Annotated in this window: 19 protein-coding genes and 1 tRNA gene; 13 read left to right on the plus strand and 7 right to left on the minus strand. The window is 69.9% G+C overall.

What is annotated here, in order from left to right; genetic code table 11:
• Window positions 1-14: 14 nt before the first annotated feature.
• Both EFJ44_RS03865 and EFJ44_RS03870 read left to right on the plus strand, forming a co-directional pair.
• Window positions 15-629: a transmembrane anchor protein gene (locus tag EFJ44_RS03865; protein ID WP_125255846.1), complete on the plus strand. Its 615-nt coding sequence runs from the start codon at window positions 15-17 to the stop codon at window positions 627-629.
• Complete coding sequence (locus EFJ44_RS03870; RefSeq protein WP_125255847.1) at window positions 630-980, plus strand: DUF3147 family protein; 351 nt, start codon at window positions 630-632, stop codon at window positions 978-980. It abuts the gene before it with no gap.
• Between the two features lie 77 nt (window positions 981-1,057).
• Here EFJ44_RS03870 and EFJ44_RS03875 read toward each other — a convergent pair whose 3' ends face one another.
• From EFJ44_RS03875 to cpdR, 4 genes are all read right to left on the minus strand, one after another.
• The gene (locus tag EFJ44_RS03875) at window positions 1,058-2,386 is read right to left on the minus strand and encodes a type II toxin-antitoxin system HipA family toxin (RefSeq protein ID WP_125255848.1); all 1,329 of its coding nucleotides are present in this window, start codon (window positions 2,384-2,386) and stop codon (window positions 1,058-1,060) included.
• The gene (locus tag EFJ44_RS03880; RefSeq protein WP_125255849.1) at window positions 2,386-2,637 is read right to left on the minus strand and encodes a helix-turn-helix domain-containing protein; all 252 of its coding nucleotides are present in this window, start codon (window positions 2,635-2,637) and stop codon (window positions 2,386-2,388) included. Before EFJ44_RS03880 ends, EFJ44_RS03875 begins: the two co-directional genes overlap by 1 nt.
• 367 nt (window positions 2,638-3,004) lie before the next feature.
• Window positions 3,005-3,079 (minus strand) — tRNA-Val (locus EFJ44_RS03885).
• 105 nt (window positions 3,080-3,184) lie between these two features.
• Window positions 3,185-3,541: a cell cycle two-component system response regulator CpdR gene (cpdR, locus tag EFJ44_RS03890; protein WP_125255850.1), complete on the minus strand. Its 357-nt coding sequence runs from the start codon at window positions 3,539-3,541 to the stop codon at window positions 3,185-3,187.
• Between the two features lie 101 nt (window positions 3,542-3,642).
• Between cpdR and EFJ44_RS03895 the strand changes: the two genes are divergently transcribed.
• The gene (locus EFJ44_RS03895) at window positions 3,643-4,452 is read left to right on the plus strand and encodes an N-formylglutamate amidohydrolase (RefSeq protein WP_125255851.1); all 810 of its coding nucleotides are present in this window, start codon (window positions 3,643-3,645) and stop codon (window positions 4,450-4,452) included.
• 228 nt (window positions 4,453-4,680) lie between these two features.
• On the opposite strand, the gene EFJ44_RS03900 is transcribed toward EFJ44_RS03895, so the two are convergent.
• A complete protein-coding gene (locus EFJ44_RS03900; protein WP_125255852.1) occupies window positions 4,681-5,379 on the minus strand; it encodes a DUF599 domain-containing protein in 699 nt (232 codons plus the stop codon).
• A 99-nt stretch (window positions 5,380-5,478) separates the two neighbouring features.
• Between EFJ44_RS03900 and ppa the strand changes: the two genes are divergently transcribed.
• The 8 genes from ppa (at window position 5,479) to EFJ44_RS03940 (ending at window position 15,734) form a co-directional block, all read left to right on the plus strand.
• Window positions 5,479-6,048 carry an inorganic diphosphatase gene (gene ppa, locus EFJ44_RS03905; protein WP_125255853.1) on the plus strand — a complete coding sequence of 190 codons (570 nt, stop codon included), beginning with the start codon at window positions 5,479-5,481 and terminating at the stop codon, window positions 6,046-6,048.
• A 4-nt stretch (window positions 6,049-6,052) separates the two neighbouring features.
• Complete coding sequence (locus EFJ44_RS03910; protein WP_125255854.1) at window positions 6,053-6,922, plus strand: TIGR01459 family HAD-type hydrolase; 870 nt, start codon at window positions 6,053-6,055, stop codon at window positions 6,920-6,922.
• A 38-nt stretch (window positions 6,923-6,960) separates the two neighbouring features.
• Window positions 6,961-7,422: a MaoC family dehydratase gene (locus tag EFJ44_RS03915; protein ID WP_125255855.1), complete on the plus strand. Its 462-nt coding sequence runs from the start codon at window positions 6,961-6,963 to the stop codon at window positions 7,420-7,422.
• Window positions 7,423-7,424: 2 nt separating this feature from the next.
• Window positions 7,425-8,372, plus strand: coding sequence for a bifunctional riboflavin kinase/FAD synthetase (locus tag EFJ44_RS03920; RefSeq protein WP_125255856.1), 948 nt, complete (start codon window positions 7,425-7,427; stop codon window positions 8,370-8,372).
• A gap of 136 nt (window positions 8,373-8,508) precedes the next feature.
• Window positions 8,509-11,415: an isoleucine--tRNA ligase gene (ileS, locus tag EFJ44_RS03925; protein ID WP_125255857.1), complete on the plus strand. Its 2,907-nt coding sequence runs from the start codon at window positions 8,509-8,511 to the stop codon at window positions 11,413-11,415.
• Between the two features lie 3 nt (window positions 11,416-11,418).
• Window positions 11,419-13,278, plus strand: coding sequence for a cobaltochelatase subunit CobT (gene cobT / locus EFJ44_RS03930; RefSeq protein WP_125255858.1), 1,860 nt, complete (start codon window positions 11,419-11,421; stop codon window positions 13,276-13,278).
• Window positions 13,279-13,351: 73 nt separating this feature from the next.
• The gene (locus tag EFJ44_RS03935; protein WP_164511839.1) at window positions 13,352-15,037 is read left to right on the plus strand and encodes a putative bifunctional diguanylate cyclase/phosphodiesterase; all 1,686 of its coding nucleotides are present in this window, start codon (window positions 13,352-13,354) and stop codon (window positions 15,035-15,037) included.
• Window positions 15,038-15,227: 190 nt separating this feature from the next.
• Complete coding sequence (locus tag EFJ44_RS03940; RefSeq protein ID WP_125255860.1) at window positions 15,228-15,734, plus strand: hypothetical protein; 507 nt, start codon at window positions 15,228-15,230, stop codon at window positions 15,732-15,734.
• 58 nt (window positions 15,735-15,792) lie between these two features.
• Here the strand turns inward: EFJ44_RS03940 and EFJ44_RS03945 are convergent, their stop codons facing one another.
• Together EFJ44_RS03945 and EFJ44_RS03950 are read right to left on the minus strand one after the other, a co-directional pair.
• Window positions 15,793-16,191, minus strand: a complete 399-nt coding sequence (locus EFJ44_RS03945; protein ID WP_125255861.1) for a hypothetical protein — start codon at window positions 16,189-16,191, stop codon at window positions 15,793-15,795.
• A 67-nt stretch (window positions 16,192-16,258) separates the two neighbouring features.
• Window positions 16,259-16,864 (minus strand): DNA-3-methyladenine glycosylase, encoded by a 606-nt coding sequence (locus EFJ44_RS03950; protein WP_125255862.1) that lies wholly within the window; start codon window positions 16,862-16,864, stop codon window positions 16,259-16,261.
• 76 nt (window positions 16,865-16,940) lie between these two features.
• On the opposite strand from EFJ44_RS03950, the gene EFJ44_RS03955 reads away from it, so the two are divergent.
• Both EFJ44_RS03955 and scpA read left to right on the plus strand, forming a co-directional pair.
• Entirely contained in the window at window positions 16,941-18,335 is a 1,395-nt protein-coding gene (locus EFJ44_RS03955) for a methylmalonyl-CoA mutase family protein (RefSeq protein WP_125255863.1), read from the plus strand.
• Window positions 18,332-20,482, plus strand: a complete 2,151-nt coding sequence (scpA, locus tag EFJ44_RS03960; protein WP_125255864.1) for a methylmalonyl-CoA mutase — start codon at window positions 18,332-18,334, stop codon at window positions 20,480-20,482. The genes EFJ44_RS03955 and scpA overlap by 4 nt, the downstream gene beginning before the upstream one ends.
• The last annotated feature ends 2 nt before the right edge of the window (window positions 20,483-20,484 follow it).

Here is a 20,484-nt window from a genome sequence, read left to right on the forward strand (position 1 = left end):
CGGAGACCTGACCCATGTATAGCGCCGACAAGCCCGACGCCTCCGAACTGCCCTCGACCGGCCAATTGCTGAAATCCACCGGCATCGCCGCCGTGATCGCATCGGCCCTCCTCGTCACCGTCGTCCTGCCGGCCGAATACGGCGTCGACCCCACCCGGATCGGCTCGGTTCTCGGCCTGACCGAAATGGGCCGCATAAAGATGCAGCTCGCCGCCGAGGCCGAAACGCAAGATGCGGGTCTGGCCGTGGCCGCGACTGCCCCAGCCGCCGTCACCACCACCGCCCCGGCCGAGACGACCTCTGCGACGAGCGGCCAGCGCTCGGATGAAACCGTCATCACCCTCGCCCCCGATCAGGGTGCCGAGATCAAGCTGGTGATGGCCGAGGGCGCACGCGTCCGCTTCACCTGGACCAGCAGCGGCGGTGCGATCAACTACGACACCCACGCCGACCGTCCCGGCACGCCCTACCACGGCTACGGCAAGGGCTCGGAACAGCGGGTCGAGGGCGAACTGGTCGCCGCCTTCGACGGCAGCCACGGCTGGTTCTGGCGCAACCGCACGGGTGAGCCGGTGACCATCACCCTGCGCACCGAGGGCGCGTATTCAGAGGTCAAACGGGTGGTCTAGATGCTCTACTTCGTCCTGAAGGCGGCGATCTCCGGCGTGCTCATCGCTGCGATCTCGACCGTGTCCAAACGCTACCCCGGTTTCGGCGCGCTGATCGCGTCCCTGCCTCTGATCTCGGTGCTGGGGATGATCTGGCTTTGGCGTGACCGCCCGGACGCGGAGAATATGGCCCACCATGCCGTGGCGACCTTCTGGTTCGTCCTGCCGTCCTTGCCGATGTTCCTCGTCACCCCGGCGCTTCTGAAGACGGGCTTCAATTTCTGGGCGGCCCTGATCGCGGGATGCCTGCTCACAATCGTCCTCTATAGCCTGATGATCTGGCTCGGACCGAGGTTCGGCCTGCGGCTGTGAAAGCGAGCCCCAAGCCCAGCGATCGGCATCTCGAACCGCCGAAGGCGGACATTCTGAATGTCGGAAACCATTCATCTTCAGAACTCTCCGTAAGCCGTCTCTAGTATCGTGAGGCGCCGCGGCAGGATGGCCTTGATCGCCTCGTGAGCCTCCGTGTGAAAGTCGGGCGGCATTTCGCCGAGCGCTCGATCCGGCGCCGTCCGGACCGCCTCCATGATCTCGTCGATGACCCTGCGCATAAGCGACGGACCCAGCCCTCCGGCCTTGCCGCTTTCGATGAAATGCCGACCCACCACGTCGTCGATCCGATAGTGCGGCGTGGCCCCCACGCTCATGGCAAGTCGATATTCCCTGTGACGGATCTGCCTGCGATCGAACGCCGGCTGGGCGGTCAGCACGTCGTAGAAGGGCGTCAGTTCAAAACGCCCGCCCGGGCGCAGGAACAGGCTGAAGTTCTTGGCATGACCGTCCGTGGCTCCGATCAGCCAGAACAGGATCTGGCTCCGGAAGAAGGCTGCCCTGTCCCGTGCGGGGTCGTCCGCCTCCTGGAGACGCTCGAGGATCTGCAGCGTGCCGGGTCCCCCTCTGTCCTGATACTTCTGGCTGGAAGGGAAAGACAGCGCCTGGCACAGGTCTTCCTGCGGAAGGCGAAGCAGTCGGCCGTCCGCTCGCCAGGTGCGATCGAACCGTTCGACGACCAGGGCACGTCTGTCTCCGAACGTGGCGATTTCCGTCGTGGCCGTCTGCAGCCCGAAGGCGCGCATCAGCGCCAGACAGTAGTGTTCATTGTCGACGCTGTGGCTGAGATCGATCTCGCCTGAAGCCGTCGGAATCCGACCGAGCTGGGGCTTGATGATGTGGGTGGTCGGCGTCGTCCCGACAGGTCGCTTCCATCGCCCCTCGTGGAACAGAAGAGCCGTCTTCTCCTGTGCCCCGGCGATGGAGATCCTGAAGCCCTCGTCGGGATTGATCCCCATGGGCGCCCGCGCAAGATTTGCGAGCAGGTGTTCGATTTCGGCGTCGCTGATGTCCTCCGCCCTGATGCCCCCAGAAACGTCAGCGTCGAGGCCGTCAGGCAGGAACTGCATCGCGCCGATGCAGTCTCGCCCGATCTGCTCCAGCAGACTGTAGGCGTCAGCCCCCTTCGCTCCGGTCTTCTCGGCCACCTGGCGGCGAACCGCCGGGCTGTCGGGCAGCAGGTTGTCGAATACGGCCGTCACCGCCGCGCCGCGCCGGGCGGACTTCTGGAGCGGCAGAGACAGGGACACCGGGAAGGCGTTCGACCAGTCGAGCCAGTCGCGATCGTACTGGAAACTTACGGCGCCGCCGGCATCCTTCTGCAGGTGGCCGACGAGACGACCGTTGATCAGGACATTGAGCGGGGGATGTGTCCTCGCTCGTCCCATCAGAAGAGGTCTGCGATGTCTTCAGACGAGCTCTTCGTCCGAGGCTGGATCGTCATCTCGAGGTCCAGGGCGGAAAGCACGGCGTAGATTGAGGACAGGCGGGTGCCCGGCTGGCCGCTTTCGAGCTTGGAGAGCATTTCCTGGCGCAGGCCCGCGAGGCCGGCCAGTTCGGTCTGGCTCAGACCCCGCTGCTTGCGATGTCGCTGGATCAGAACGCCCAGCTGTTTCGGCGATCGGGCAAACGCACTCATATCGCACCTCCTATTCGGTATCGCGCATACCGGAAGTTTATGCGTTTTTCAACATATTTTTACTTTATGCGGTTTAGCGCATAATGATGGATTATGCGCTAAACCGCATAAGCTGACAGGCGGCCAGCGCCGTTGAGCGGAGTCGAAACTCCCGGGACACCCTCCGAAGTCGGAGGGCTGGGGCTCCGACGGGAACCATGAGCCTACTGCCCCACCAGCACATTTTCAGTGCAGGGCGTTTCGCCGAAGTTCGCGCTGTTTCAGTTCTTCTGCCCCACTAGCGCCCCACTAGCCCAGAAACGCAATGCGCGGACGGGCGAGAGGTCGCCCCGAACCTCGCTAGATGGCTGATTTTCTTGAAGAAAAATGGTGGACGCGACAGGGATTGAACCTGTGACCCCTACGATGTCAACGTAGTGCTCTCCCGCTGAGCTACGCGTCCGCCGTGGCGGTTCCGGCGTCGCGCTGGGCGGCCCCGGAACGGGAAGGCGGGGTCCATAACCCGCCGGATCGCGGGCCGCAAGTCCCGCCCTTCGACCTATGGCCGTCAGGCGGCGATCATCTTCTCCACCTCGCCCACCAGGTCGCGCAGGTGCACGGGCTTGGACAGAACCTTGGCCTGGGGCGTGGCCTGGGCGGCCGAAAGGGCGACCGCGGCGAAGCCGGTGATGAACATGATGCGCAGGCCGGGCTGGCGCTGGGCGGCGACGCGGGCCACCTCGATGCCGTCGGCGCCGGGCATGACGATGTCGGTCAGAAGCAGGTCGTAGGGGCCGTGATCGAGGGCGTCGATGGCGTCGTCGCCGTTCTCGCAGTCGACCACCGAATGGCCGGCCCGCTCCAGCGCGCGCGTCAGGAAGCCGCGCAGCGAGGAATCGTCTTCCGCCAGAAGAATGCGCGCCATGTGTGGTTCGTGGTCCCCGATTGAGCCCGCACTCTAGCCGCGCATCCGTAAACCGGCCATGAAAACCGGCGGATTCGCAGGGGGTTGGAAAGACGGCGACGATGAATCAGGACGCGGGCGGACGAGGGGAGGGGCGGCCGGCGACGGCGTGGGTGTTCGCCTCTCCCCACTCGGGCGCCGCGGTTCCCGCCGACATGCGCGCCGCGCCGGGATTGTCCCGCCGCAGCCTGAGAAGCGCCGAGGACGCGCTGGTCGACCGCCTGATCGGGTCCGGCGCGGCCCGGGGGGCGGCCCTGTTGCTGGGCGGCGTCAGCCGCGCCTATGTGGACCTCAACCGCGGACCGGAGGAGCTGGATCCTCACCTGATCGAGGGGCTGGAACCCGGACGGCCGGTCTCGCCCCGGGCGGCGGCCGGGTACGGGGTGATCCCCAGGCTGTCGGGCGACGGACGGCCGCTGAACGGGGCGCGCCTGACGCGGGCCGAGGCCGAGGCGCGGGTCGCGGCCTGGCACGCCCCCTATCACGCCCGGCTCACGGCGCTGATGGAGGCCGCGAAAGAGGCGCATGGTCGGGCGATCCTGGTCGACTGGCACTCCATGCCGGCGTCGCGTGAGGCGGGCGCCCCGCAGGTGGTGATCGGCGACCGGCACGGCGAGGCGTGCGCGCCGGAGCTGACGCGACGGCTCAAGGGTCTGTTCGAGGCCGAGGGTTGGCGCGTGGCGCTGAACGCCCCCTACGCCGGGGGGTGGTCGACGCAGCGGTGGGGTCGGCCGGGCGAGGGGTTCGAGGCGGTGCAGATCGAGCTGGACCGGGGGTTGTACCTGGACCCGGCCACCCTGCGGCCCGGTCCGGGCTGGGCCCGATGCAAGGCCGGGGTGGAGCGCGTGATCGCCGCCCTGCTGCCCGGATGAAAAAAGGGCCGCGCCCGGGGGCGCGGCCTGAAAAGTCTATAGGGAGGAAACGCCCAGGAAGGGCATGACGCCCGAAGGCGTCACGGTGAAGTTAGGTTGCAGTGCACAATCCGTCAAGGCGCAATCGTCTGGCGCGGATCACGACGAGTAACGCGTTTTCGGTGCGCCGTTTCGAGCTGTAACCGATTTCATGCGCGAAAATCGTTCCGGGGCGACGCGGTCGCCGCATCATCGACCCATGTCGGGGTCCAGCAGCCGGCGGGCCTGACGGATGGCGCGGGCCGCGGGCGAGCCCGCCTGACGCCACAGCAGCAGGGCGAAGGCGAGGATGACGCCGCCCGCCAGCCACCATGGCCCGAACAGCCAGGCCGCCGCAGCCAGCGCGAAGTAATAGGCCCTCACCCCCTGGCTGAAGGCCGAGAGGGCCGGGTTCAGCAGGTCCGCCGCCGCGGCGCCCAGCGCCACCCGGTCCGCCTCTGTGTGGGCCTCCGGAGAGGCGCCGATCAGCGCCAGCGCATAGTTCATCTGGCGGATGGACCAGATGAAATCGAGCAGGCCGCGCACGAGGCACAGCAGGATCAACCCCAGCTTGATCTCCAGCAGGCGACGCGGGACGTCCTCCGCGCCGACGGCGGCGAAACCGTCCAGCGCCTGCTGGTCCCCGAACAGGATGCCCGCCACGGCGGCGATCAGGAGCAGGTTGGTCGAGGCGAAGAAGCCGCCCGAGTTGATGGTGTGGCCCATCAGCTGGCTGTCGACCAGACGCGGCGCCTCGCGGTGGCTCATGGCCGTCATCCACACGCGGCGGATGACCATCATGTCGTCGTTCAGCGTGCCCGTGCGGCGCGCGAGAAGGCCCAGCAGCGGGCCGTAGCCGAGCCAGCACAGGGCGAAGAGGGCCAGCGCGAAACCGTCCAGAAGGGTCATCCGCCACGCTCCATGGGCGCCGTGCGCGCCTTGCCTCCGCCACGACCGGGGACTATCACGCCCGCCTCCCCGTCTCGCAGTCGCACAATCAGGCCCGTCATGAACATCGACGCCATCCCCGTCGGCCCCAATCCGCCCTGGGACCTGAACGTCATCATCGAGATCCCGCAAGGGGGTCTGCCGGTCAAATACGAGATGGACAAGGCGTCCGGCGCCCTGTTCGTCGACCGTTTCCTGCACACCGCCATGTACTATCCGGCCAACTACGGCTTCGTGCCGCACACCCTGTCGGCCGACGGCGACCCCTGCGACGTGCTGGTGCTGAACCCGACGCCGGTGGTGCCCGGCTGCGTCATCCGCTCGCGCCCGATCGGCGTGCTGATCATGGAAGACGAGAAGGGCATGGACGAGAAGATCCTGGCCGTGCCGGTCGACGCCCTGCATCCCTACTACACCGACGTCGCCAGCTATCGTCAGCTGCCGGCCATCATGATCGAGCAGATCGAGCACTTCTTCCTGCGCTACAAGGACCTGGAGAAGAACAAGGACACCACGGTCAAGCGCTGGGGCGACGCCGGCGAGGCCGCCGAGCTGATCGCCCAGGGCATCCGGGCGCACAACGACAAGCTGAAGGCCGACGGCAAGTCCGGCGCGGCCAACGCGGCCTGACCGAATGAGCGCCCCGCCCGCGCCCCTGCCTCATCTGGAAGCGGTCGCCGGCGACTATGACGTGCTGTTCTGCGACGTCTGGGGCGTGATCCACAACGGCCGGGAGAGCTGGCCGGGGCCGTGCGAGGCGCTGGCGAGGTTCCGCGAGCAGGGCGGCAGGGTCGTGCTGGTTTCCAACTCGCCGCGGCCCTCCTCGGACGTGGTGGCACAGCTGGACCGGCTGGGCGTGCCGCGTGAGAGCTGGGACGCCTTCGTCACCTCGGGCGACGCCACCCGCATGGTGCTGGCCGACCGGGCGCCGGGGCCGGCCTGGGTGATCGGTCCGGACCGCGACTGGCCGCTCTACGAGGGGCTGGGTCTGAAGACGGCGCACGGCGCCGGGGACGCGGCCTTCATCTCCGTGACCGGTCCCTACGACGACGCCGTCGAGACGCCCGAGGACTATCGCGAGCGGTTCCTGCCCGCCGCCGCCCGCGGGATCGAGATGATCTGCGCCAATCCGGACAAGGTCGTGCGCAAGGGCGACGACCTGATCTATTGCGGCGGCGCGCTGGCCGACCTCTACGCCGAGCTGGGGGGGCCGGTGACGCTGGCCGGCAAGCCGTTCGCCCCGATCTACGACCTGTCGATGATCGAGGCCGAGCGTCTGCTGGGTCGCCCGGTCGATCGCGCTCGGGTGCTGTGCGTCGGCGACGGCGTCGTCACCGACGTGAAGGGCGCGAACGATCAGGGGCTGGACTGCCTGTTCGTCGCCGCGGGCATCCACGACGCGGCGGCCGACGACGACGGCCTGCTGGATCCGGCGCGGGCCAGGGCCCTGCTGGAGGCCGAGGGTCTGACGGCCAGGTACGCGGCGCTCGAACTCGCCTGGTGAGAGTGGCCAAAGCGGGCGGACGCGGCTAAGCCCGGCTCATGACCCAGAGCGTTCAGGCCCATCCGTCGGGCGGCTACATCCTCGAGGAACTGTCGGTCGGCATGACGGCCGAGAAGGCCGTTCCGGTGGACGAGGCGCGCATCCAGCAGTTCGCCGAGGCCTCGGACGACTTCAACCCGCTGCACGTCGACGAGGCGTTCGCCGCGAAGACCGCCTATCGCGGGCGCATCGCGCACGGCCTGCTTTCGGCGTCGTTCGGATCGGCGGTCGTGGGGATGATCCTGCCCGGCGCAGGGTCCATCTTTCTGAGTCAGAACACCGCCTTTCACAAGCCGGTGCGGATCGGCGACGTGGTGACCGCGCGCGTCACCGTGGCGGCGATCGATCAGGAGAGCGCGCGGGTGACGCTGCGCTGCGAGGGCCTGGTCGGGGACGACGTCGTGCTGGACGGCGAGGCCACCGTGCGCGTGCCGCGCCGACGCCGACCGGCCCGGGACTGAGAATGGCCGCCCGCATCGTCCGGGCCTGGCGCGACCTGCCGGCGGAGCTGAAGGGCGCGGCGGTGGCGGTGGGCGCCTTCGACGGCGTGCACCGGGGACATCAGGCCGTGATCGCGCAGGCGCGCGAGGCGGCCGAGCGCCTGGGCGCCCCCCTGGCCGTCGTCAGCTTCGACCCGCATCCTCGCCGCTGGTTCCAGCCGGACGCCGCCCCCTTCCGCCTGATGACGCCCGACCAGATGGCGCGCGCGCTGGGCGATCTGGGCGTCGCGACGCTGTTCCTGCTGCCGTTCGACGCCGAAATGGCGGCGATGACCCATGAGGCGTTCGCCGGGGACGTGCTGGCCGACGGCCTCGGCATTCGGCACGCGGCGGTCGGCTTCGACTTCACCTTCGGCAAGGGGCGCACGGGTTCGCCCGAGGCGCTTCGCGCGCTGGGTGGGCGGCTGGGCTTCACCGTCTCCACAGTCGACCGGATCGACGACGCCGGTGGGCTGAAGTTGTCGTCCAGCGCGGTGCGCGAGGCCCTGAATGCCGGAGACATGGCGCGCGCCGCCGCCATCCTGGGCCGGCCCTTCGCCATCGAGGGCGAGGTGATCCACGGCGACAAGCGCGGCCGCACGATCGGCGTGCCGACGGCCAACGTGCCGCTGGGCGACTACATGCGTCCCGCCTTCGGGGTCTATGCGACGCGGACGCGTCTGCCCGACGGCCGCGTCGTCGACGGCGTCGCCAGCCTTGGCGTGCGGCCGATGTGGCGGCTGGAGGAGCCGCTTCTGGAGGTCTGGCTGTTCGACTTCGACGGCGATCTGTACGGCCAGACGGTGGAGACGGAACTGGTCGCGTTCCTGCGCCCGGAAAAGAGCTTCGAGGGCCTCGACGCCCTGAAGGCCCAGATCGAGGCGGACGCCGCCGCGGCGCGCGAGGCACTGGCGAATGCCCCCCGCGGCTGATAGACCGCAGACACCATGACCGTCCGCGTGATCCGTGTGATTTCGATTAGCCGCCCGGCGTAGCGCCGCAGGGCCTTCCCCGCGCACGCCGGGATCATTTCGAACTTCACGCGAACGATCGAACGACGAGAGACTCATGGCCGACGCCGGCGACACTGCTGCTTCCCCCACGCGCGACTGGCGCGAGACCGTCTTCCTGCCGGAGACGCCCTTTCCCATGCGCGGCGGCCTGCCTCAGAAGGAGCCGGAGATCCTGGCGAAGTGGGGCGACCTGTACGGCGACCTGCGCAAGCTGCGGCAGTCGCAGGGCGCCCCGCTGTTCGTGCTGCACGACGGCCCGCCCTACGCCAACGGCGACATCCACATCGGCCATGCGCTGAACAAGACGCTGAAGGACTTCGTGGTGCGGTCGCAGTTCCTGTTGGGCAAGGACGTCGATTACGTGCCCGGCTGGGACTGCCACGGCCTGCCCATCGAGTGGAAGATCGAGGAGCGGTTCCGCGCCGAGGGCAAGCGCAAGGACGAGGTGTCCAAGGCCGCCTTCCGCGCCGCCTGCCGCGAGTACGCCGCCGGCTGGATCGACGTGCAGATGGCCCAGTTCAAGCGGCTGGGCGTGCTGGGCGACTGGGCGAACCGCTACGCCACCATGGACTTCTCCACCGAGGCGGCCATCGTCGCGGAGTTCCACCGCTTCAAGAACTCCGGACAGCTGTATCGCGGCTCCAAGCCTGTGATGTGGTCGCCGGTCGAGCGCACGGCGCTGGCCGACGCGGAGATCGAGTACCACGACCACGTCAGCCCCACGGTCTGGGTGAAATTCCCGGTGACGGGCGCGAGCGACGACCACGACGACGACCTGCTGGCCTTCCGCCACGCGACGCCCTCTGTGGTGATCTGGACGACCACGCCGTGGACCCTCCCGGCCAACCGGGCGATCAGCTATGGCCCCGAGATCGACTATGGCCTGTACGAGGTCACGGCGATGGAGACGGGGCTGGAGTTCGAGCCCTGGGCCAAACCGGGCGACCGGTTGATCGTCGCCGACAAGCTGGCCGAGGACGTCTTCAAGGCCGCGAAGATCGCGGCCTGGACGCGGATAGACGCGATCAATCCCTCGGGCCTGGAGTGCGCCCACCCGCTGGCGGCGCTGCATTCCGGCTACGGCTTCTCGGTGCCGCTCCTGGCCGGCGACCACGTCACGGACGACGCGGGCACGGGCTTCGTGCACACGGCGCCCGGCCACGGCGCCGACGACTATGAGGTGTGGAAGGCGCACGGCCATCATGAGGTGCCCGACACGGTGGACCCGGACGGCGCCTACTATCCCTCCGTCCCCCTGTTCGCGGGCCTGAAGGTCATCGAGACCGAGGGCAAGAAGGACAAGATCGGCAAGTTCGGCCCGGCCAACAAGGCGGTGACCGAAGCCCTGATCCAGGCCGGAAACCTGCTGGCGCGCGGCCGGCTGGAGCATTCCTATCCGCACAGCTGGCGCTCCAAGGCGCCGGTCATCTTCCGCAACACGCCGCAGTGGTTCATCAAGATGGACGCGCCGCTGAAGGGCGGAGACACGCTGCGGGAACTGGCGCTGACGGCCATCGACGACACGTCCTTCCATCCGGCGGCGGGCAAGAACCGCATCCGGTCCATGGTCGAGGGCCGACCCGACTGGCTGATCAGCCGCCAGCGCGCCTGGGGCACGCCGCTGGCCATGTTCGTGGACAAGCACACCGGCCAGCCGCTGAACGATCCTGAGGTGGACGCCCGCATCCTGGCCGCCGTGCGCGAGGGCGGGGCCGACGCGTGGTTCGAGCGGCCCGACGCCGACTTCCTGGGCGTGCACGACCCGGCCAACTACGAGAAGATCACCGACATCCTGGACGTCTGGTTCGACAGCGGCTGCACCCACGCCTTCACGCTGGAGGGTCGCGCCGACAGCCACTGGCCGGCGGACCTGTATCTGGAAGGGTCGGACCAGCATCGCGGATGGTTCCAGTCCAACCTGCTGGAAGGCTGCGGCACCCGCGGCCGGGCCCCCTATCGCGCGGTCCTGACGCACGGCTTCACCCAGGACGAGAACGGGGAGAAGATGTCCAAGTCGCGGGGCAACACCACCGACCCCGCCGTGGTCATCAAGGAATCGGGCGCCGACATCCTGCGCCTGTGGGTGGCGCTGGTGGACTATGCCGAGGACCAGCGGATCGGGAAGCAGATCCTGCAGACCACGGTCGACGCCTATCGCAAGCTGAGGAACACCGTCCGCTATCTGCTGGGCGCGTTGAACGGCTTCGACGAGGCCGAGCGGATCACCGACTACGACCAGTTCCCGCCGCTGGAGAAGTTCATCCTGCACCGCCTGTGGGAGCTGGATGGGCAGGTGCGCGCGGCCTACGCCGAGTACCGCTTCCAGGACGTCGTCCGGCCGGTGCTGGAGTTCTGCTCCGGCGACCTGTCGGCGCTGTATTTCGACGTCCGCAAGGACAGCCTGTACTGCGACCGCCCCGACGCGATCCGCAGGCGGGCGGCCCGCACGGTGATGCACGAGGTCTTCCTGCGCCTGACCGCCTGGCTGGCCCCGCTGACGCCCTTCACGATGGAAGAAGCGTGGGGCACGTTCGCGCCGGAGGGCGGCTCGAACTGCGCGCGGGTGATCCCGGAGACCCCGGCCGCGTGGGAGAATGCGGCCGAGGCCGGGCGGTGGGCGAAAGTCGAGACGGTGCTGGAAGTCGTCAACGACGCCCTCGAGGCCGCGCGCCGCGACAAGCGCATCGGCGGCGCGCTCGACGCATGGCCGATCGTCACCGGCCCGGCGGGGATCTTCGCACCATTCGAGGGGCTGGATGCCGCCGAGGTGTTCCGCACCTCGGGCGCCGAGCTCCGCGAAGGCGGCGACGCCGTGACGGTCGAGGTCCAGGTGGCCGGGCATGCGAAGTGCGCCCGCTCCTGGCGGCGCGTGCCGGACGTCGGCTCCGATCCCGAATACCCGGAGCTCAGCGCGCGCGACGCCGACGCCGTGCGGTGGCTGGACTCGCGGAAGGCCGCATAAGGCATGGCCGACGACAGCCCGCAGGAGGTCTTCAAGCGCGCGCTGGCCCATGCCGCGCGGGCCCTGGCCGAGCGGGCGGAGCTGGAGGTCAGCTACGGCTCCGACGGGCCGCGGCTGACCGCGGACGGGCTGGTCTTGCCGCATCCGCCACGCGATCCATCGGGGCCGGAGGCGGCGAACCTGCGGGGCCAGGCCGACCGCATGGCGCTGCGCCTCGCCAACCACGACGAGGCCCTCCACGGCCGCTCGCGACCGTCCGATCCGCAGGCGGCCGAGGTCTATGACGCGCTGGAGCAGGCTCGGGTCGAGGGATTGGGCGCGCGGGTCATGGCCGGAGTGCGCGCCAATCTGGACGCCGCCACCCTGACGCGGCTGGAGCGGACCGGCGCCCTGCGCGTCACCGACGCCGAGCGAGTGCCGGTGAACGAGGCCGTGGCCCTGATGGTGCGCGAGCGCCTGACCGGCACGCGCGCGCCGGACGGCGCCGGGGCGCTGCTGGATCTGGTGCGCGACGCGCTGGAGACGCGCGCGGGCAGGGAGCTGGACGCCCTGGTCGACGCCGCGGAGGACCAGACGGTCTTCACCGAGCGGATGAAGGCGGTGCTGCGCGCGCTGGACCTCGACCCCGGCGACGGTCAGGGCGACGACGCCTCGGACGACGCCGGCGAAGATGAGCCCGATCCCCAGGAGCCGGACGCGGCCGACGATCAGGACGAGGACGATGAGGACCCCGGCGGCGGCGACGGCCAATCGATGGAGGGCACGGCCGACGACGACCAGTCCGATCAGGAGCGCCAGTCGCGCCCGGACGGCAGCCCCGTCGAGAGCGACGGCGACGCCTCCGACATGGGCGAGGAGATGCCCGACGCCCCGCCGCAGCGGTCGGGCAAGGGCGCGAACGGGCCGGACCCCGCCGCCTATCGCGTCTTCACCACCGCCTTCGACGAGACGATCGACGCGGCCGACCTGTGCGATCCGGTCGAGCTGGGGCGGCTGCGCGCCCTGCTGGACCAGCAGCTTTCGGCCCTGTCGTCGGTCGTGGCCCGGCTGGCCAACAAACTGCAGCGCCGCCTGATGGCCCAGCAGAGCCGCAGCTGGACCTTCGATCTGGAAGAGGGCGTGCTGGACGCCGCGCGCCTGAGCCGCGTGATCGTCGATCCGACCAGCCCCCTGCTGTTCAAGGCCGAGAGCGACAGCCCGTTCCGCGACACGGTCGTGACCCTGCTGCTCGACAACTCCGGCTCCATGCGGGGCCGGCCGATCATGGTGGCGGCGGTCTGCGCCGACATCCTCGCGCGGACGCTGGAACGCTGCGGCGTGAAGGTGGAGATCCTGGGCTTCACCACCCGCGCCTGGAAGGGCGGGCAGAGCCGAGAGGCGTGGATCACGGCGGGCAAGCCGGCCAATCCCGGTCGCCTGAACGACTTGCGCCACATCATCTTCAAGGCGGCGGACGCTCCGTGGCGCCGGGCGAAGAAGAACCTCGGCCTGATGATGCGCGAGGGCCTGTTGAAGGAGAACATCGACGGCGAGGCCCTGCTGTGGGCGCACGAACGGCTGATGGCGCGCCCGGAGCAGCGGCGCATCCTGATGGTCATCTCCGACGGCTCGCCGGTGGACGACTCGACCCAGTCGGCCAACCAGCCGCTGTATCTGGACCGGCACCTGCGCGAGGTGATCGCGGACATCGAAAATCGCTCGCCGGCCGAGCTGCTGGCCATCGGCATCGGCCACGACGTGACCCGGTGGTACCGACGCGCGGTGACGCTGGCCGACGTGGAGCAGCTGGGCGGGGCCATGGTGGAGAATCTGGCCGCCCTGTTCGAGCAGGAATCGTCCACAGGTCGCCGCCGCGCGGCCTGACCCGTTCACCTCCGTTAAACCACGCCTGCACACCCGACGTTCAGCCGGGCCCCCTAGGTATGGGACGATGGCCATGGACCCGTCGCCCCGTCCGACCGCCTCCCGCCCCGCCGCGCGCGGACCCGTCCGGCTGTCCGCACTGTCGACGCTGGGCGTGCGGATGCTGCTGATCCAGACCCTTCTGGTCGCGTCGGTGCTTGCCGTGGTCGGCGCCTCGATGGGGTTGAGCCTCGGCGAGGACATGTTCCTGGTCTGGCTGGCCGTCGCGGGTCTGGTCGGCGCCGCCATGCTGACGCTCGGCAGTCTGGCCGCCTCCGGCACCGTGACCCGCCCGATCGACCGCCTGAACGACGCCGTGCTGGCTCTGCAGAAGGGCGAGCACGTCGAGGTCGAGGTCACGTCCGACGACGAGATCGGCCGCCTGTCGAAGGGCTTCAACGCCATGGTTTCGGTCCTGCGCGATCGCGAGGACAAGCTGACCCATCTGGCCCTGCACGATCACGAAACCGGCCTGCCCAACCGCCGCTTTCTCGAGCGCCAGTGCGCGCGGACCCCAGACGTGCGCGTCGTCGTCGTCGGGCTCGACCGCCATGAGGTCGTCCGGGGCGCGATCGGTCATGACGCCATGATCGCCCTGCTGCGCACTCTCGGCGCGCGTCTGGCCGTGCTGTCGGGCGGCGCCGCCATCGCCCGGATCGGCGCGGACGCGCTCGGGCTCGCCATGGCCGGCAAGGACGCCGACGCCGTGGAAGACATGGTCGCACGCCTGCTGCAGGCCTCGGAAAGCCCCATCATCGTCGCGGGCGCCCCCATCGACGTGTCGCTGCGCGTCGGTGTGGCGGGCCGGGGCGGGCCGGGCGCCAAGCTGGATTCCCCCATCGATCGCGCCGCCGTGGCGGTGGAACAGGCCCGCGCGGCCCATCGTCCCTGGGGCCGGTTCGACGAGGAGGCCTACGGCGACCCCGCCGCGGCCCTGTCCCTCATCAGCGAACTGATGTCGGCGCTGTCGCACGATCAGGTCGGCGTCGCCTATCAGCCCAAGTGGGACTGCCGCGCGCGCCGGGTGACGGGCGTCGAAGCCCTGATGCGCTGGACCCACCCCCGCCGCGGGGCGGTGCCGCCCGACTTGTTCATCGGCATGGCCGAGGAGACCGGCCACATCCGCGCCCTGACGGAATGGACCGTCCGCCGCGCCATCGACGACCAGCGCCGTCTGGCCGACGCGGGCCACCAGGTCTGCATGTCGGTCAACCTGTCCGGCCGACTGCTGGCCGACGAAAGCTTCGCCGAAACCCTGATCGTCGCCGCCCGCGGCGCTGCGGGCCGGCTGCGCGTCGAAATCACCGAAACCGCCGCCATGCACGATCCGGAGGCCGCGCTGCGCATCATCGACCGGCTGGTGGCGGGCGGCATCTCGGTCTCGCTGGACGACTACGGCTCCGGCCTGTCGTCGCTCGCCTATCTGAAGCGGATTCCGGCCGACGAACTGAAGATCGACAAGGCCTTCGTCATGGGGCTGGACCAGTCGTCTCGCGACGCCCTGCTGGTCAAGTCGACCATCGACCTGGCCCACGGCCTGGGCATGAAGGTCACCGCCGAGGGCGTGGAGACCGAGACCTCTCTGGCCCTGCTCAGCGGCATGGGCTGCGACATGGCCCAGGGCTACTACGTCGGCCGTCCGGTTCCGCTGGACGAGCTGATCGCCAAACTGGACGCCGACGCCGATCGCAGCGGCGGAAACGCCACCGCCGTGGCCTGACGGCCGCCCGACTTCGGGAAGTTCGCATTTCTGCCGCGCGAAACCGTCCGCGACCGTACGTGTTCGCCATCAGGACGCCGTCGGCGGTCACGGAGACGGACGCTCGCCCCGAAGCGTCCTGATCAGGTCGCGCTTGTCAGCATCCCGGGCATGGCGCAGGGTTTTTCCCGGATGAGGGAGGGGTCGGCCGATGCTCGCCTTGCTGCTGTCCCTGACGATCGCGTCGTCGGCGCAGGACCCGGCGCCGGGCGTGCAGGACCCGCCGCCGCCTGCCGCACCCCGGCCTGCCGCGGGAGAGTCCGCCGTGGCGACCCTCCAGGGCTGCGCCATGGAAGGGGAGCGCTGGGTCTGCCGCTACCAGATGCCGGAAATCCGGGTGGTCGAGCAGCCGCCGCGGAGTCTCTCCGTCCAGCCGGCGACCGCGCCCGCCGGGGCGCCCGCGGACGTGGGCGTGCTCAGCGAGGCGGACCGCGCGCTGGTGACCCGATGCGCCGACGCCGGGTGGTGGTCGCTTTGCCTTCCGGGAGACCGTCGGCGGGCCCGGGAACTCAAGGACGCCGCCGCCGCCTATGACGCCAGGAGGCGCGACGTGGCCGGGCTGCTGGCTGAAGGACGCTGCGAAGCCGCGGTGAACGCGGCGCTGCAGGCCGGGCATCTGAATCTGGCGCGCGAGGCGCGGGCCTTCTGCGGCCGCTGAGTTCCGCCCGTGAAAAAAGGCGCCGGTCGCCCGGCGCCTTTTTCGATCCCGGTCCGGATCACTCCGGCGCGACGCAGTCCGTGCGGTCGCGGCAGTCGGCGAAGCGCACTTCCGGCGGATCGATGATCACCTCGGACGGACGCACGATGACTTCCGGCCGCTCGATGAAGATCTGCGCCGGACGCACGCGCACGGGCGGGGCGTCGACGTAGACCGGCGGTCCGGCGATGTGAATCACCGGGCCGGCGACGTCGACCGGACGGCCGATGACGCGGATGCCCGGAGGCGTGATGCGGATGGGCGCCCCGGGCGAAACCGGACGATAGAAGTCCACCACGCGGGTGCACTCGCAGTATTCGTGGTCGGTATGCGGCCGCTCCGGGCAGCCGTGCGGGTCCGGCATGGCCATGCCCGCGGTCAGCGAAAAAGTAAGCGCCGTCGAAAGCAACTCGATCATGGACATCCCCTCCAGCCGAACCTCGGTATCCGAGATATGGTTAACGAGCATACGGTCAAGCCGGTCGTCAATCGCTCGTTCCGATATTCGCCTGAAAGGCGAGCGGACACCGTGCGAAGGGACGGCTCAGCCACGGGGAGCCGGCTTCGCCCCAGCGACGGGGCAGGTCTGCGGCCTTGGTGATGCCGATGCGCGGGCCGCACGCCAAGGCAGGGGACGCCGCGCCCGGCGTCAGCGAGAAAGGCGCCGCCAGCATCGGAGCGTGATCGAGCGAGGCGTCGACGCCCAGCGCCTGACAAAGCCGGGCCGGTCCGGAGCACAGCAGGCGCGCGGTCTCGACGCCCCGGCGCGCGCGCATCGCTTCCAGACCCTGCGTCGGTTCCAGCGCCCGGATCAGAACGGCCCCGCCCGGGCGGTCGCCGCAGACGAGGTTCAGGCACCAGTGCAGGCCGTAGATGCGGTAGACGTAGGCGTGCCCCACCGGCCCGAACATGGCCGCGTTGCGGGTCGTGGGACCGCGGAAGCTGTGGGCGGCGGGATCGCCCGCGTCATACGCTTCGGTCTCGACGACGCGGCCGCCGACGCCGTCGACCGACAGCATCGCGCCGATGAGCCGCCGCGCGACCTCGTCCACGGGCCGGGCGAAGTCGTCGGGTGAGAAGGCGTCGGGCATGGGCGTCAGGTGCGGCCCGGCCCGCGGCGGGTCAAGGCGGTTTGACCCGGTTCGCGCCCGGCCGCATTAAGCCGCCATGCCGAACGTCGCCTTTCCGACCCCCACGCCCGCCGACTGGCGCCTCCTTGCCGAGAAGGCGCTGAAGGACCGGTCGCCGGAGAGTCTGGTTCATCTCGATGCGGACGGCCTGGCCGTGCGGCCGCTTTACGCCGCCGCGACCGGCGTGACCCCGCTGTTCGCGCCCCGGCCTTCGGACGCCGACGGACGCGCCTGGGAACTGCGGGCGCAGGTGGAGTCCGACGATCCGGTCGAGGCGAACAGGCAGGTGCTGGCCGAGCTGGAAGGCGGCGCCGCCTCGGTGCTCCTGTCCGGCGCGGTGCTGGCCGACAGCGAGCCTCTCGGCCGCGCCCTGGACGGGGTGGCGCTAGAGCTCGCCGCCGTGGGACTGGACGCCGGTCTCCGCGGGCCCGACGCGGCCAACGCCCTGGCCGTGGTGGCCAAGGGCGCGCCGCGCGCCCGCCTGATGTTCCACATGGACCCCGTCTCCGCCTTCGCCGCGACGGGGGAGGCTCCGCGGACGCTTGAAGAGCACTTGACCCTGGCGGCCAACACCGCGGCGCGTCATGCCGACGCCTATCCCGAAGCGAGCTTCTTCCTGGCCTCCGGACGGGCGGCGCATGAGGCCGGCGGATCGATCGCCCAGGAACTGGCCTTCGCCGCCGCGAACGCCGTGGCGTTGGTGGAGGCCGCGCGCGGGGCCGGAATGTCGCCGGAGGCGGCGCTGCACGGCACGGTCCTCGGCGTGGCGGTGGATCAGGAATACTTCGACGGTGTGGCCAAGGTGAGGGCCCTGCGCCTGATGTGGCGGTCGATCTGCGTCGGCTACGGCGTCGAGCTGGACGCCAGCATCGAGGCGCGGTCGTCGCGGCGAATGCTGTCGGCGCGGGACCCCTGGCCCAACCTGCTGCGGCTGACCGCGGCAGGCTTCGCCGGGGCGGTCGGCGGGGCGGACGCCGTGGTTCTGGACGCCTTCACGCAGGCGTGCGGGGTCCCCGACGACTTCGGCCGGCGGCAGGCGCGGAACACCCAGTTGGTGCTCATGGAAGAAGCGAACCTCGGTCGGGCGGACGATCCGGCGGCGGGCAGCTGGTATCTGGACCAGCGCACGCGCGAATTGGCCGAGGCGGCCTGGGCCGAGTTCCTGTGGATCCAGTCCGAGGGCGGGGTCGTGGAATGCCTGCGCGGCCATCTGATCCAGCCGCGCGTCGCCAGGGCGCGTCAGACGCTCGAGGCGGCGCTGGCGAACGGCGGCGCCCATCTGGTCGGGGTGACGAAGTTCGTCGATCCGCATCCCCGACCGGCGGCGGCGACGCCCAAGCCCGTGGCTGCGCCGGACGGCGGCGGCGACGCCTGCGTGCCCATGACGCCCATCCGCCTCCCCGCCTCCCTCGAGGGGGGGGGCGCCCGATGAGCGCTCCGGATTTCTCGAAGATCGCCCTCGATCTGTCGCCGGTCGGCGCGGGTCCCGCGCGGGAGTCATGGTCCACCCCCGAAGGCATCGAGATCGCGCCCGCCTATGACGCGTCAGCCCTGAACGGACTGGACTTCATCCACGGTCTGCCCGGCATCGCGCCGTACCACCGCGGCCCCTATCCGACCATGTACGCCCAGAATCCGTGGACGGTGCGCCAGTACGCGGGCTTCTCCACGGCCGAGGAATCGAACGCCTTCTACCGGCGCAATCTGGCCGCCGGGCAGAAAGGACTGTCGATCGCCTTCGATCTGGCCACGCACCGTGGCTACGACAGCGACCATCCGCGCGTGAAGGGCGACGTCGGCATGGCGGGCGTGGCCATCGACAGCATCTACGACATGCGGACCCTGTTCGACGGCATCCCCCTGGACCAGATGTCGGTGTCGATGACCATGAACGGCGCCGTACTGCCCATCCTCGCGCTCTACGTCGTGGCGGCCGAGGAGCAGGGCGTCTCGCCCGAAAAGCTGACCGGGACCATCCAGAACGACATCCTCAAGGAGTTCATGGTCCGCAACACCTACATCTATCCGCCCCAGCCCTCGATGCGGATCATCGCGGACATCTTCGCCTGGACGGCGGCGCACGCGCCGAAGTTCAACTCGATCTCGATCAGCGGCTATCACATGCAGGAGGCGGGGGCGTCCGCCGATCTGGAGCTGGCGTACACCCTGTCGGACGGGATCGAGTACGTCCGGGCGGGCGTCGAGGCGGGCATGGACGTGGACGCTTTCGCGCCGCGCCTGAGCTTCTTCTGGGCCATCGGCATGAACTACTTCATGGAGGTGGCCAAGATGCGGGCCGGCCGCCTGCTGTGGGCCGAAGCGGTCGCCAAGTTCGGGGCGAAGAATCCGAAATCGCTGGCCCTGCGCGCGCACTGCCAGACGTCCGGCTGGTCTCTGGCGGCGCAGGACGTCTTCAACAACGTGTCGCGCACCATGGTCGAGGCCATGGCCGCGGCCGGCGGCCAGACCCAGAGCCTGCACACCAACAGTCTCGACGAGGCCCTCGCCCTGCCGACCGACTTCTCGGCCCGCATCGCCCGCAACACCCAGTTGCTGCTGCAGATGGAGACGGGGCTGACCCGCGTCATCGATCCGTGGGGCGGCAGCTTCTACGTCGAGCGGCTGACGCACGAACTGGCCGAAAAGGCGCGCGCCCACATGGCCGAGGTGGAGGCGCTGGGCGGCATGGCCCGGGCCATCGAGGCCGGCGTGCCCAAGCTGCGCATCGAAGCGTCGGCGGCGAAGACCCAGGCCAGGATCGACACCGGCCAGCAGACGGTCGTCGGCGTGAACCGCTACCTGTCCGACCAGATCGACGACATCCCGGTGCTGAAGGTCGACAACGCCGCCGTTCTGGCCGCCCAGATCGACAAGCTGAGGCGGCTGCGCGCCGAACGCGACGAGGCCGCGACGCGGGCGGCGCTCGACGCCTTGACGGCCGGGGCCAAGGGGGACGGAAACCTCCTGGCCCTGTCGATCGACGCGGCGCGGGCCAAGGCCACCGTCGGCGAGATTTCCGATGCGCTGGAGGCCGCCTTCGGCCGGCACGTGGCCACCGTTCAGACGGTCTCGGGCGTCTATGCGAAGGAGGCGGGCCGCGACGCGCGCTTCGCCCGGGCCCGCGACATGGTCGCCGCCTTCGTGGAGAACGACGGCGGACCGCCCAGAATCCTGATCGCCAAGCTCGGTCAGGACGGACACGACCGGGGCCAGAAGGTGGTCGCCACCGCCTATGGCGACCTCGGCTTCGAGGCGACGGCCGGCAGCCTGTTCCAGACTCCGGCCGAGGCGGCCCGGGAGGCTGTGGAGAAGGGCGTCCACGCCGTGGGGGCCTCCTCCCTCGCCGCCGGCCATCTCACCCTTGCGCCCGAACTGATCGCCGAGCTGAAGAAGCTGGGGCGCGAGGACATCATGGTCGTCGTCGGCGGGGTGATCCCGCCCGCCGACGTCCAGCCGCTGCTCGACGCGGGCGTGGCCGCCGTCTATCCGCCCGGCTCGGTCGTCGCCGAAACGGCCATCGACCTGATCGAAAAGCTGAACCGGCGCCTGGGCTACGCCCAGCCGAAGCCGGGCGGCTGACG

The sequence above is a fragment of the Brevundimonas fluminis genome (assembly GCF_003934285.1).
Classification (GTDB): Bacteria; Pseudomonadota; Alphaproteobacteria; order Caulobacterales; family Caulobacteraceae; genus Brevundimonas; species Brevundimonas fluminis.

Excerpts from the sequence above, each read along its gene's own strand:
- EFJ44_RS03865 (WP_125255846.1), top strand. The coding sequence starts at position 15 with ATGTATAGCGCCGACAAGCCCGACGCCTCCGAACTGCCCTCGACCGGC.
- EFJ44_RS03870 (WP_125255847.1), top strand. The coding sequence starts at position 630 with ATGCTCTACTTCGTCCTGAAGGCGGCGATCTCCGGCGTGCTCATCGCT.
- EFJ44_RS03875 (WP_125255848.1), bottom strand. The coding sequence starts at position 2,386 with ATGGGACGAGCGAGGACACATCCCCCGCTCAATGTCCTGATCAACGGT.
- EFJ44_RS03880 (WP_125255849.1), bottom strand. The coding sequence starts at position 2,637 with ATGAGTGCGTTTGCCCGATCGCCGAAACAGCTGGGCGTTCTGATCCAG.
- cpdR (WP_125255850.1), bottom strand. The coding sequence starts at position 3,541 with ATGGCGCGCATTCTTCTGGCGGAAGACGATTCCTCGCTGCGCGGCTTC.
- EFJ44_RS03895 (WP_125255851.1), top strand. The coding sequence starts at position 3,643 with ATGAATCAGGACGCGGGCGGACGAGGGGAGGGGCGGCCGGCGACGGCG.
- EFJ44_RS03900 (WP_125255852.1), bottom strand. The coding sequence starts at position 5,379 with ATGACCCTTCTGGACGGTTTCGCGCTGGCCCTCTTCGCCCTGTGCTGG.
- ppa (WP_125255853.1), top strand. The coding sequence starts at position 5,479 with ATGAACATCGACGCCATCCCCGTCGGCCCCAATCCGCCCTGGGACCTG.
- EFJ44_RS03910 (WP_125255854.1), top strand. The coding sequence starts at position 6,053 with ATGAGCGCCCCGCCCGCGCCCCTGCCTCATCTGGAAGCGGTCGCCGGC.
- EFJ44_RS03915 (WP_125255855.1), top strand. The coding sequence starts at position 6,961 with ATGACCCAGAGCGTTCAGGCCCATCCGTCGGGCGGCTACATCCTCGAG.
- EFJ44_RS03920 (WP_125255856.1), top strand. The coding sequence starts at position 7,425 with ATGGCCGCCCGCATCGTCCGGGCCTGGCGCGACCTGCCGGCGGAGCTG.
- ileS (WP_125255857.1), top strand. The coding sequence starts at position 8,509 with ATGGCCGACGCCGGCGACACTGCTGCTTCCCCCACGCGCGACTGGCGC.
- cobT (WP_125255858.1), top strand. The coding sequence starts at position 11,419 with ATGGCCGACGACAGCCCGCAGGAGGTCTTCAAGCGCGCGCTGGCCCAT.
- EFJ44_RS03935 (WP_164511839.1), top strand. The coding sequence starts at position 13,352 with ATGGACCCGTCGCCCCGTCCGACCGCCTCCCGCCCCGCCGCGCGCGGA.
- EFJ44_RS03940 (WP_125255860.1), top strand. The coding sequence starts at position 15,228 with ATGCTCGCCTTGCTGCTGTCCCTGACGATCGCGTCGTCGGCGCAGGAC.
- EFJ44_RS03945 (WP_125255861.1), bottom strand. The coding sequence starts at position 16,191 with ATGATCGAGTTGCTTTCGACGGCGCTTACTTTTTCGCTGACCGCGGGC.
- EFJ44_RS03950 (WP_125255862.1), bottom strand. The coding sequence starts at position 16,864 with ATGCCCGACGCCTTCTCACCCGACGACTTCGCCCGGCCCGTGGACGAG.
- EFJ44_RS03955 (WP_125255863.1), top strand. The coding sequence starts at position 16,941 with ATGCCGAACGTCGCCTTTCCGACCCCCACGCCCGCCGACTGGCGCCTC.
- scpA (WP_125255864.1), top strand. The coding sequence starts at position 18,332 with ATGAGCGCTCCGGATTTCTCGAAGATCGCCCTCGATCTGTCGCCGGTC.